This window comes from Stomatohabitans albus, assembly GCF_036336025.1.
Classification (GTDB): Bacteria; Actinomycetota; Nitriliruptoria; order Euzebyales; family Euzebyaceae; genus Stomatohabitans; species Stomatohabitans albus.
In genome coordinates this window covers 228,049-240,070 of record NZ_JAYKKE010000001.1, presented here as the reverse complement: position 1 = coordinate 240,070, position 12,022 = coordinate 228,049, and the positions used below count along the sequence as shown (strand labels likewise).

The window sequence follows — 12,022 nt, the reverse complement described above, 5'->3', positions numbered from 1 at the left end:
TCTAGTGTGTTTTGACAAAGGCAACACTCAATCTCCAAGATCCTTTGGATTGGATAAGACAGTCGTTCTTTTCAAAAAATGGTGGTGTAGTGTTACTCTGTCGCAGATTCAATGATGGGATATTGTGTAGCTTCGTGGGATACAGATATATCCGCAGGGTTTACAGTAGAGGTAGCATGCTCATTCACCATTAGAGACAAGCTAATAAACAGAGCAAAAGAGCCTGATAAGAGGCAAATCCAGAAACAGATACCCTGGATGATGTTTCTATTAGATGGCGAGAAATAGAGATAGACCGCAGATAAAAAACCTACAACTATCGCTGGAATAATGAATGGTATTGAGATAAAGGCAATAGTCGCCAATCCAATCGGTAACATTATTGACTTACCAGTGTTTAAAATTATTAAATTACGTGAGTATTCATCCGTTTTCATGATCTCTCCAGGAGACTGTGTGTGTTTGTGGGCTACTAGATTAAGAGCCTAATAGCCCACAAACGTGCGTTATGAAAAGGAGTGAGTTTCTTGGATATTTGTGAAGGGGGTTGAAGCTTGTCGCGCTCAGATCTCACCTGAAGGCGGCTTCTTATTGTTGATAGGACCCAATGAGCCCTACTTTGATGCTACGACGGTGGTATCTAGTTAAGGAAAATGAATCGGGTTTTGAATCATTCTTGTAACTTTTGATTAGTGTTCCCGATGTCTTGTTCTCATGGGGGTTAGGCGAACTAATGGCTGGCCAGGGGATACTGGTTTTTCTATCCTGGTGATGAGTAACTTCTTATGCAGATCACATCTGGCTGAATGGTTCTAATGGTGATGCGCGTTAGCTTTTTCGACTCGTGTAGAAAGCCCAAGCCGCCAAGCACACTGCACCCATACCGACAAGCCCCCACGTGTAGGCAAAGAGCGGCTGGCCTATGAGCCGCTTGGTGCCTTCCTTGGCGATAGCCCCTACCTGGCCAGGCAGACCGCTTGGGCCGGTTGTGCCCACGATACGAAAGGCAATATCACCGTTGATGGGCTTGCCATTAGCCATGGCCTCACCTTGAGGGTACGGGTCGTGGACAGGCTCATTACTAGGTTTGGCATCATCGGGAGTGTGATTGGCCGCCACCAGCACACTACCTTCACCCTTGATGGTGAGTTGGACGTCCACCACATCGGGTACGGCTACAGGCTGATCAAAGGCAAAGGACACCCAACGATCAGGCTCGGTGATGTTCTCAAGGGGCACGGCCTGTTCAGCTAGTACATCACCTTCAGCGGCAAGGGCGAGGTTTAACACACCATCCCCCTCCGTGGGCTGGTCTAAAACTAAGACATCCACAGCCTGCACTTGACCACCAGCCGGATTCACCGTTTGGCTCACCGTGTGAGAACGGTCCACATGAAGCCCCCCGTTGGCGGTGTATTGCGCTGGTTCACCGCCTGCACGGGCACAACCGGTCAGCAGTATCAACCCACTAAACCATGCAGGAAGGGAACGATAAAAAGCGGCCATAGCCACAGGCTAGCCTGTGGCTATCGGGGTGAACGTGCAAATACACGCACCATGGCCATCGGAGGACCGGCCTACGACCGATCTTGAACACCGGTTTAGTTACCATCTCATTTGAGCAATATCACACAAGGGAACTGAACCTGTTTACAGTTGTGGTGATGATTAGCCGGTTTGTGTCGTGGCTCAGTGATGAAACCCGTTCAATGTTGGAGAACCGAGGTGACCTTGCACTTCGTGCCGCCATCGCAACGGCCGCCCCGGTTGCTGTTGGTGCCCTCCTGGGTGATGTTCATCTCGGGCTCCTGACGTTTATCGGTACCTTCTGTGTCCAATATGGGGCTGGCCAGGCTGGTCGGATACGGCTCCTCATTCAAACGTGGACAGTGAGCTGCCTCCTGATATGCACCACGATGGGCATTCTGGCAGGGCATAACCTCCTCCTCAGTGTGATTTTCCAAGTCATCACTGCCGTCATCGCGGTCTATGTTGTGACCGTCATGCGCATTGGTCCTCCTGGTGGCGTATTCATGGTCTTAGCTATTGGTATCTCCAACCAGCTAACGGTGAATGGTACGAACCCTGTGTTCCTACTCGTGATGACCCTCATCGGTGGCATCTTTGGGGCCTTCTTGGCCTTAGTCGATATCTTCTGGGGAAGTCATAAGGCCGAAGAACAAGCCCTACGCCGCGCGGAAAACGCGGTTCGGCGATTTGAACGGTATCCGCGGTATCGCGGTGGCACGGCTGTACAAGCCAATGCTGCTGAAAGCCTTTATGACGCCTGGACAATCATTACCGATGCACTGCCGGTTGAAGCCACACCAAACGAAGACGCTGAAGCAGACAAGCTCCGTGACATTCACATTAGGTATCTTGCGCGATCTGCTGAAATGGCGGCCATGGAACTGCCCGAGGAGATTAGTCATAAGGTCAGCCCGAGCTACACCGCCAGACAGGCCGATGTACAAAGTCGGCGCCTCCGAGATTTAAGCCTTGGACGCCCGACCCCGGGCCGGCTCATCGCCGCCTCCTTGGATTGGCCGAGTGAGCCACTCCTTATTTCTATCCGTGTAGGGATCGGCACCACATTGGCCGCCATATTGAGTTTGGGGTTTGGGTTTAGTCGTGCCTATTGGGCTATCGCCTTCACCGTTGTGTTGTTAAATAGCGGTGGCACCCGAGCAGAGCAAGCCAACAAAGCACTTCAACGCATAGTCGGAACCGTCATTGGAATCGGCCTGTTTTGGGGGATCTCCCACCTCCCGCTCTCTCCTGTATGGCTTGTGGGCTGGTTATTTGTCACCCGATACGTAGGTACCCTCTTTATCCGTCGCGCGTATCACGTCGCCATGACGTTTATCACCGCTATGGCCTTGCTTGATGTTAGTGCATCAACCCAAGATCTCAGCGCACGCGCTATTCAAGGATTAATTCTTGAACGAAGCGCCGATGATGTGATCGCAGCATTTGCCAGCATGGGTGTCATTCTTGTCGCATTTCGCGGGCATGAGATTCTCTTCATCCGTGGCTATGCCCGTCGTACGCTCTACGCATTGATGGCGGTCTTGGATGATCTGGCACTTGAACGCACAAACACCATCACCGCTTTTCAACACAGGCGCGTGCTCTATACCGAATTGATCGCCAATGAAGAAGTAGCGCGACGGACCAGTCGGGATGACCCGAATGGGGCCGGTCGATACCGCGGAATGAGTTTGGAACTGCGTGCCTTGGGCTATCTCGTACTCGGAGCCTGTTGGCATCCTGAGCTCATTACCCATACCAATCGGTATAAAGAAGCGGGACGGTATCTGGGATATATCACCGAACAGCCGTTCCAGTATCCGCGGAGTCCAGAAGAAATAACGTTAAATATCCTTGATGCTCATCTTGCAGTAATTACTGATGAGGAACAATTCACCCCGTTTGAGGCGATGCAAATTGCCCTTGACGAAAATCTACCCGTAGAAATGCGCGATAACTCGGAGCGTTCTGACCATGAATCCGATACTCACTAACCTGCTTGACGATACTCAGCGCCTCGTTGTACTTACTGGGGCTGGCATGAGCGCAGAGAGCGGGGTACCCACGTTTAGGGACAAGCAGACTGGCCTGTGGGAACAGTACGACCCCGAAACGCTAGCCAGTATCCAAGGCTGGCGTCGTGACCGTGACCTGGTGTGGGCTTGGTATATGTGGCGCATGGCTCTCATCCAAGATAAGGCTGAACCTAACGCCGGACATAACGCCATTGCTGACATGGCCAAGATGGTACATGTTGAGGTCTTTACTCAAAATACTGACAACCTCCACGAGCGAGCTGGTAGTACCGATGTGGTGCATTTTCATGGCAATATCGCCCAGCCCTATTGTGAAGACTGTGGCCGTATCCACCGTGAACCCATCGTGATGCCCGAGATTGAACAACAACGGGTGGCACCACCACGATGTGTGCAATGTGCTGGGTATATCCGCCCAGGTGTGGTGTTTTTTGGAGAGATGCTGCCTGACGGGTGCATAGACCAGGCAGCGAATGCCATTCTCAATGCCGATTTGGTCCTTGTGGTTGGCACCAGTGCCATCGTGCACCCAGTTGCGAGCTTGCCACCATTTGCTATTCAAAACGCGATTCCAACCGTTGAGATCAATCCAAATCCCACCGCTTTCAGCCCCCAAGCCACCTTGCACTGGCCGGTCAGTGCTGCCGTGGGATTAGCAGAAATCGCTGATTATCTCCATGCCCGACAGGCATAAGGGCAAGGACATGATGAGCTAAGGTCAGTAAACTTTTTCGGTCATGGCATCAGCACTCTCACGCGGCCCCTTTATGGTTCTCAACGAAGTTTGGGAAGCCCGCGATTTACTGCGTAATCTCATCGCCAAAGAACTGACCGTTCGCTACAAGGGCAGCGTGCTTGGCTTCGCCTGGACCCTGGTGACCCCACTGATGTTGGCCGTGATCTTCACGGTCGTGTTCTTAACGTTCCTGCGGGTGCCGTTCGGTGAGAATGGCGATTTCACCACATTCTTTCTGTCTGGTTACTTGGCGTGGCAGTTTTTCCAAAACTCAGTGATGGCATCAGCGACCAGCATCATCGCCAATGGTCCGTTGGTGAAGAAGGTCTACTTTCCAAGGGAAGTACTGCCACTTTCGCTCGTCATCAGCCAACTGGTTCACTTTTCCCTAGCTCTCTTAGCCACCAGTCCGCTTTTTTTGTGGAATCGTGGGTTCCACCCTGAAACACTGCCCTACCTCGCCCTTGCTCTCCTCCTGACCACGATGTTCACCGCAGGCACATCAATGGCCTTTGGGGCATTGACGGTGCGGTTCCGAGACTTAAATGAGTTTCTGCCCGTACTCATGCAGGCATGGTTCTATCTGACCCCGGTTATTTATTCACTCGAAAACGTCAAACTGATCGACGCTGCAAACGGGTCTAATTTCGAGCGTATTATTCGCATCAACCCAGCCAGCTGGTTCATCGAAATGTTCCATACGATTCTTTATGGCATCCCGCTGCCTCCTGACCGGGCAGACTTTCACCCGCCACCTGGGTCCCCAGCCCTCTCAACATGGCTGGTCTGTGCTGGACTTGCGGTTGTCGTCCTCATCGGTGGCTGGTGGCTATTCCGTCGCCAGGCCGTTTCCTTCGCAAAGGAGGTGTAGTGATGCCCGACAACCCCCGTGAAGAAGCATCGCGAGAGAACCCTGGTCAAACGCGTAACGATAGCACCGCCACCACACCCCAATCGGCACACGATACCGACAAGAGGATAGGCCAAGGTCGCCAACCGGCGATCGAAGTACGTGATGTTCACGAGGTCTTTCGTGTTTATGCGACCGCTCGTCCAGGGTTGCGTGAACGCCTCATTCGACCTGGCCGCATTCCCTATAACGAGTTCCACGCACTCAACGGCGTTACCTGCACGATTATGCCGGGTGAACGTGTGGGCTTGGTGGGGCACAACGGCAGCGGGAAATCCACGTTATTAAAGGTGATGGCCAAAATCTTGCCACCTGATCAGGGCGACGTGATTACTCGCGGGCGTATGGCCACCCTGCTTGAACTTGGCGCCGGATTTAGCCCTGAACTCACCGGCCGTGAAAATATGTATCTCAATGGCTCAATTCTCGGCCTGAAACGGGCTGAAATTGATGCGTCCTTTGACCGCATTGTGGATTTTGCTGGGGTGCGCGACTTTATTGACACCCCAGTGAAAAATTACTCCAGTGGCATGTATGTGCGGCTGGGGTTTGCCATCGCCGTGCACGTTGACCCCGATATTTTGCTGGTTGATGAGGTGTTGGCCGTTGGGGACCAAACCTTTCAGGATCGCTCGTTGGCCCGGATGCGTGCCTTTGCTGAGGCCGGGAAAACAGTTGTACTGGTGAGCCACGACCTGCACAGTGTCGCCAACTTATGTGATCGTGTCATTGTCCTTGAACACGGCAATATCGTGTTCGACGGGCCAAGTGAACAAGGCATCACCGAATACAAACGCCGTCTTGATGGTGGTAAAGGGGCTGACCTGGTGGTTCCTGACCTCCCAGAACTCCATGCCCATGAGGTTGAAGAAGAAACCGACCCACGTACTCACCAGATGACCATTGATAAGGTCTGGATTGATGCCATTGGTGCAGCACCCAGTCGTCCAGACCCGCGACCGGTGGCCGTGCAGCGCGCATTTCCCCTGGAACCCAACTGGCCTGACACCGCGGCAGGGAAGAAGCTCGCGCCAGGCACAAAGGTTCGTATTGGGATTCAAACCACACCAACGACGGACCTGATTAAGGATGGCGGTCTGTACGTTCGGGTCTGTTTGCGCCGTGCAGACCATGGTCATGCCACCTATGACAGTCGAACCTCATGGCGAACGCAATATCTCGCACCACCGCCAGAAGGGGAGGCGCTCACTGTGTATGCGGATATGCAATTGAACGTGCTTTCCGGTACGTGGCTTGTGGATGTTGAAGTTGGCAATGCGGAAACGGATGCAATCCATGATGTGAACGAAGGGGCCTTACGCCTTGGGGTACAAAGCCAACCCTGGGATTTTGGGACCGCGGACTTGGGAATGACGTTCACAATCGATAACCCTGAAGGCGTGTGGCCACCTCAATTTGAACCACACCCGCTAGCAGAAGGTGGGCCGCGGGTACACCCCAATCCCTTGTGGCCACGAACGGATGAAATGGAGTAACGATGGGCACTGGTGACGGTAGCGACTACGGACGCATGTACTCCAACAAACAGCAAGGTATGCAGGTAACTGCCGTCATTGTCAGTTTCAATACCGAACAACATCTTGGTGCGTGTGTACACACCTTGTTAAACCAGACCTATCCTCACTTGAACATTGTCGTTGTTGACAACAACTCTGGCGACCGATCAGTATCCATCGCCCAGCGGTTTAACCGACGTATCAAGGTCATTGCGAACTGGTCTAATCTTGGTTTTGCCGGTGCCGCGAATCAAGGCATAGCCCAGGCCCCAGATCACTCCGGCGCCGTGTTTATCTGTAATCCCGATGTGCGGTTACACCCTGACCACATTGCCAAACTGGTCGCCCGGCTTGAATCAGATCCCACCATCGCGAGTGTCCAAGGGCGTATCCACCGCCTTGATGTATCTGATGGTGTCGACGAATACGCCTATAGTCCCCAAACCGTGCCAGCCCAGCCAATACGGGATCGCCATGGCAACCCGATTATCGACACCACTGGCCACAGCGCACACCGGAACCGGGTATTCCGAAATCGGGGAGAAGGCCAGCCCGATCTTGGCCAAATAGAAGGCGGCGAAGTCTTTGGGGTCTCAGGTTGTGCCGCACTTTACCGAACTGAAGCGCTGCATGATATTGCCATCAATGGCGAGATTTTTGATGAAGATTTCTTTGCGTTTTTTGAAGACGTCGATGTGGATTGGCGGTTGCGTCGGCGTGGATGGATTGCCTACCACGAACCAACGGCCATTGCACTCCACGAACGTGGTGGTTCAGGTGCCCGCCGCTCGGCATTTGTTGAGCGCCTGTCCTATCGGAACTGGTTTCTTACCGTCCTCAAAAACGATGACTGGCAGGCCATAGGCCCAGATGCCCACCTATTGGGAGCAACAACCTTCTTACGCACGGCAGATTTGGCATTCCACGTTCCTACCGCCTTTCTAGGTGCGATTAAAGACAGTGAACTTGTTGGCAAAATGTTGCTAAAACGTAACGAAATCCAATCAGCGGCACGTATTTCCAACAGGCAGATTATTGATCAATGGTTCGGCCCATTTGATTATGCGGACTGGATTCGGCGTAGGCTGCAAAGGAAACGGCGCGCCATTTCGTAAGATAGCGGTGCCATGACTGACGAACCCGACAAACTCCACTCCCGCGTCGACGAAGCCTTTGAAGCTGCGGTCAATCAGCAGCTTGCTGAACAGCGCGAGATCCGGCGCCTTGTGAGTCGGGTCGAAGAATCTGTTTCACAGCTCACAGGCGGATTTTCAGACCTGACCGACACCCTAGATCGGTCTGGTGAGGCACTCCAAACTGGAGTGTCTAAGCAACTCAGCAGTATTGATGGTGACCTTCGTACCGCGATTGAGCAGCTCGAACAAGCGGCATCCCAATCATCCTCTTCCCTGGAACAGGCCGTTGAACGCCTCTATGCGGTTGCCGCTCAAGCACGTGACACGAACGGCAGCGTACTTGGTGACGCAGTAGAAGATATGCGGCGTGTTTTGAGTGATGGGCACGCGAGCACACGTTCATCTATTGATCGCCTGAGTGATCGGCTGGAACAAAACCGGAGCAAACTCAGTGACGATGTGCGCGAGGTCCTTAGCGGTGTACGAACTGCGCTGGATAACCAAGCTGAAAACTATGCTGTTCGGCTTGCAACCACAGTCGTTGAAATCCGTGAACAGCTTGAAGCGACGAGCCAGCGTGACGAAACCCTCTTACGCCAGGCCATTGGCGCGATTGAAAACCGGATGGACTATGGGCGTACCCAAGTAGCTGAACAGCTCTCTGCCGCCCATACCGCACTTTCTGATGAACTTGCCCTTGAACGGTCAAACCGTGAGACGCTGATTGAACGGTTAGACCAAGCCCTTGCCCATCTGCGGGCTGATCGAGATAAACAGCGTGCAGAGTTTAAAGCGCTCAGTGCTGAGGTCGGTGAACGCTTAGACGTCGCGGTCCAAGCCACCGGTGTGCAGTGGCGTGATGCGGTTTCAGCGCTGGAACGAGCTACGGATGGCCTTCATGATGACCGTGATGCCGGCCGTGCTGAATTAGCGAACAGCCTTGCGGCACTGACCGGCGTCACAGACACCTCAACGAGGCGAATCGATCAGCTCAATGCCATGATCGATATGTTGCAATCGTCGGCCGATGGGATCGCACCAGTCCTTGAAGAAGCGGTTACTGCCTTACATACCCGTGTCGGAGAGCAGCTTGCTGACCAGCGAGCACACACCAATGCTGTTGTCGAGCGAATAGAAACGGCTCAAGATCGTGCATTAACCGCAGCATTGGGCAAGTTGGATGAAGCAGCCGCTTCCTTTTCCGGTAGTGCTCACGAGATTATTGCGAGTGAGCAGGCGCAACTTGAAACGGCGTTAACAGCACTCAACGCAGCGGCCAATGAGCTGTACCGAGCCAATGGTGGGTTTGTTGAGGATTGGGATATCCGAACGCAGCAGGTCGCCAATACGCTCGCCAAGAGTAGTGCCCGTCTTATAGAAATCGCTGAGTCGGCTGGGTCTAAGATTGTCGGTGAGGTGCGCTCGGCTACCGGTGACCTAGTCACGAGCCAAACGCAAGCGCTTGAGTTATCCAATCAAGCGCGCAGCAGCCTTGTTGATACTCAACGTGTTCTTGGACAGTATCTCAGCCAGTTTGAACCAGCCGTAACGGGTGCGATAGAAACCTTGCACGCCAAGGTTGATGAGTCGTTAACGGCAATGAATGGTGACGTGCGTGAGAACGCACTGAGCGTAAGCGCGCAGATGCGTGATTCTGCCGCAGATATTCGTCAGCAGCTCAGTGAGATGATTGACGTAGCCCGCACTGAAGTGCGCAAGATCAGTGATGAGGCGACGCAGGTCAACCAGCATGACCGTGACCGTCTTGAACGCACGATGACTGAGTTGAATGATGCATCAGCCACCGTGCGGGCAACGATGGAACACCTTGTTGCAGAAGCGCGCAAAGAAATGGCAACGGTGCGTGTTGACACCCTGGCGCAGCTTGATACTGCGGTACGTGATGTTGAACGCATGGGCCAAACCTTGCCAGGTAAGGTTGCCGAAGCTGCCAAGAGTTATGAGGTGGCACTCACGACCTCTGCCGAAGAGATCACTACCCTCACCCGCAACGTTGATCTCGCGCTCAACCAGCGTCTTGAACGCATTGAACATACGACGCTTGATCTCAATGAATCAAGTGACCGTATGCAAGATATTGTGCTTGATCAGGTCAGCCGTTTACGTGCATCCGTTGAGACGGCATCGCAGTCCTTTGTCCAAACAACCGAAGAGCAGACGGGTGCCTATCGGCGTGACTTAGCCGGTGCATTGGACGTGGTTAAGGAAGCCATGGCTCAGCGCCTCGATGAGGCCGCGAAACATTTAGCTGCACGTACGACCGATGTCCAAGAAGCAAATAACCGTGGAGCCAACCGGATTGAAGCGGTGGGTGCACAGTTGGTGGCATCAATTGAACAAATCCAACCACAAGTGGACGCCACTGTCCATCAATTATCGGCGGTGTTGACTGCCGCAGCGGCTGAAGAGCGCACTCGTTCCGATGCCAACTTGGATCGCTTGACCGGAGCCGTCAATCAGCGTATGGCCAGCTTGGATGGTGCGTTGAATGATTTGGCCGCACGACTGGGTGAAATAGAAGAAGATACCAAGGTTGCCCAAGCAAGCGTTGTTGCCGATTTTGCCGCCAAACTGGGTGCAGCACAGCACGATGTGACGACCGCATTAGCGGCGTCAAGCCAAAATGTGATTGAAGCCACTGGCAGTCTGATTGATGATCAACTGCGTGCAGGTCTGGCTGAGCTGGTCAAGACGCTGAATGAGACGAAGAACTTTTCTGCCACCCATCATGGGGCAACGCAGCAGGCGATGACTGAAGCCGAAGCGGCCTATCGCAATGCGACAAACCGGCTTGAAGAAGTTGTAGATGCAAGTCGTCGAGAAATCGAGCGTGCGATTAGCCAGACCGCCGATCAACTCGAACGACGCACCGGAGCGATGGGCAGTGCATTACGTGACGATATTGGTGGTGCCGTTACAGATGCTTTGACCAAGGCAGGTGACCAATTCACCCGCCAGGTTGAAACCCTCTCCAACCGAGAAGACAAGGGCGTGACCCGGCTGGCAGCGGCGGCTGATGCCCTGACAACGGCCTTAGCTGGTGTTGAAGAGCGTGTAGACCTTTCATTGGAACGGTTACATAGTGAACGTCCTGACCCGTTACCATCTCTGATCGCTAAAATCGCTGATTTCCAAGATGAGTTACGGGTTCGTGAATCACAGTTAGCTGAATCACATTTGGGTCGCCTTGACGATATTGAGGGCAAACTCACCACAATCGTGAATCGTGTAGAAGCTGATCTTCGTGAGCGTATGGGTGAGCTCGTTGTCCGTGTGGATGATGCGGTTGCTAATCGGATCGACCAAGCGATGGCCACGATGGAAGAACGCCTCGTTGCGCAGATGGATACAGCACTTCGTCGCCGAAGTGAATCTGAACAGGTCGTTGCGAAGGAATTGGAGAACTTGGCGGAGAAGGTTGGCGGTGAAATGGCTGACCGAGTGACAGAACTCCGTGCCGAAGCCACCACCCATTTGCGCCGCATGGCTGATCAACATCATGTGGTTACTCAAGCTGTTGCTGACCGTATCGGGCAATCGAGTGCTGACATGGAACGAAAGGTCGGGGATATCCAAGGTGCACAAGTCGCGCGGCTTGAGGCGGTAGCTGGTGAGTTGAAAGCAATAGCCCATAGTGACCGCAGCGAAGATCGGCGTCGCGTCGATGACCTCGTCTCAACGATTGGACGACATGTCGCTGAATTGACCGTTGCACTCAATACGGTTGAAGGTCTGGATGATCGCGTGGCAAGTCGGGTAAGTCGCTCCTTAACTGAGCTACGCAATAGTTTGATTGATGAAGTCCGTTCGGTAAGCCGGGAAGCCTCAACGATACGACCTGGCCAACAGATCTTTTCTCCTACCTCAGTCACGCAGAGTGGTCGAAGCACATCGCGCGCGAGTGACGGTGCCGTTGTACCGCTGGCGAAATCTTCATCCTCTAGTGGCAAACGTTCACGTCCAGCCCCGCCTGATCGCCGTGAGCCTGCACAAGCAAACACCACGTGCCCCTATTGCGGATTCGTTGCAAGAACAGCAGTAGGGCTTGCCACACACATACGATCTTGCGAGAAACGTTAAATAAAAATTAACGTTCCTTAAATCCTTAAAAAGGCTGGTCAGATGGCATTTGCTGT

8 protein-coding genes are annotated in these 12,022 nt (G+C 53.4%); 6 read left to right on the top strand and 2 right to left on the bottom strand.

Annotated elements, in window-relative coordinates; genetic code table 11:
* Positions 1-92: 92 nt before the first annotated feature.
* Positions 93-437, bottom strand: coding sequence for a hypothetical protein (locus VCU37_RS00960; protein ID WP_336248761.1), 345 nt, complete (start codon positions 435-437; stop codon positions 93-95).
* A gap of 391 nt (positions 438-828) precedes the next feature.
* On the bottom strand, positions 829-1,506 hold the full coding sequence (locus tag VCU37_RS00955; RefSeq protein WP_336248760.1) for a hypothetical protein: 678 nt from the start codon (positions 1,504-1,506) through the stop codon (positions 829-831).
* Positions 1,507-1,664: 158 nt separating this feature from the next.
* On the opposite strand from VCU37_RS00955, the gene VCU37_RS00950 reads away from it, so the two are divergent.
* Genes VCU37_RS00950 through VCU37_RS00925 form a run of 6 tightly spaced genes read left to right on the top strand, consistent with a single transcriptional unit; the run spans position 1,665 to position 11,966 of the window.
* The gene (locus tag VCU37_RS00950) at positions 1,665-3,524 is read left to right on the top strand and encodes an FUSC family protein (protein WP_336248759.1); all 1,860 of its coding nucleotides are present in this window, start codon (positions 1,665-1,667) and stop codon (positions 3,522-3,524) included.
* Positions 3,505-4,260 (top strand): SIR2 family NAD-dependent protein deacylase, encoded by a 756-nt coding sequence (locus VCU37_RS00945; protein WP_336248758.1) that lies wholly within the window; start codon positions 3,505-3,507, stop codon positions 4,258-4,260. The genes VCU37_RS00950 and VCU37_RS00945 overlap by 20 nt, the downstream gene beginning before the upstream one ends.
* Positions 4,261-4,303: 43 nt before the next feature.
* On the top strand, positions 4,304-5,173 hold the full coding sequence (locus VCU37_RS00940; protein ID WP_336248757.1) for an ABC transporter permease: 870 nt from the start codon (positions 4,304-4,306) through the stop codon (positions 5,171-5,173).
* Positions 5,174-5,175: 2 nt separating this feature from the next.
* Positions 5,176-6,708 (top strand): ABC transporter ATP-binding protein, encoded by a 1,533-nt coding sequence (locus VCU37_RS00935; RefSeq protein ID WP_336249533.1) that lies wholly within the window; start codon positions 5,176-5,178, stop codon positions 6,706-6,708.
* Between the two features lie 2 nt (positions 6,709-6,710).
* Positions 6,711-7,844 carry a glycosyltransferase family 2 protein gene (locus VCU37_RS00930; protein WP_336248756.1) on the top strand — a complete coding sequence of 378 codons (1,134 nt, stop codon included), beginning with the start codon at positions 6,711-6,713 and terminating at the stop codon, positions 7,842-7,844.
* Positions 7,845-7,856: 12 nt separating this feature from the next.
* Complete coding sequence (locus VCU37_RS00925) at positions 7,857-11,966, top strand: coiled-coil domain-containing protein (RefSeq protein WP_336248755.1); 4,110 nt, start codon at positions 7,857-7,859, stop codon at positions 11,964-11,966.
* The last annotated feature ends 56 nt before the right edge of the window (positions 11,967-12,022 follow it).

What these genes read in the sequence shown, in the direction of transcription:
- VCU37_RS00935 (WP_336249533.1), top strand. Translation starts at nt 5,176, where the DNA reads ATGCCCGACAACCCCCGTGAAGAAGCATCGCGAGAGAACCCTGGTCAA.
- VCU37_RS00945 (WP_336248758.1), top strand. Translation starts at nt 3,505, where the DNA reads ATGAATCCGATACTCACTAACCTGCTTGACGATACTCAGCGCCTCGTT.
- VCU37_RS00930 (WP_336248756.1), top strand. Translation starts at nt 6,711, where the DNA reads ATGGGCACTGGTGACGGTAGCGACTACGGACGCATGTACTCCAACAAA.
- VCU37_RS00960 (WP_336248761.1), bottom strand. Translation starts at nt 437, where the DNA reads ATGAAAACGGATGAATACTCACGTAATTTAATAATTTTAAACACTGGT.
- VCU37_RS00940 (WP_336248757.1), top strand. Translation starts at nt 4,304, where the DNA reads ATGGCATCAGCACTCTCACGCGGCCCCTTTATGGTTCTCAACGAAGTT.
- VCU37_RS00950 (WP_336248759.1), top strand. Translation starts at nt 1,665, where the DNA reads ATGATTAGCCGGTTTGTGTCGTGGCTCAGTGATGAAACCCGTTCAATG.
- VCU37_RS00955 (WP_336248760.1), bottom strand. Translation starts at nt 1,506, where the DNA reads ATGGCCGCTTTTTATCGTTCCCTTCCTGCATGGTTTAGTGGGTTGATA.
- VCU37_RS00925 (WP_336248755.1), top strand. Translation starts at nt 7,857, where the DNA reads ATGACTGACGAACCCGACAAACTCCACTCCCGCGTCGACGAAGCCTTT.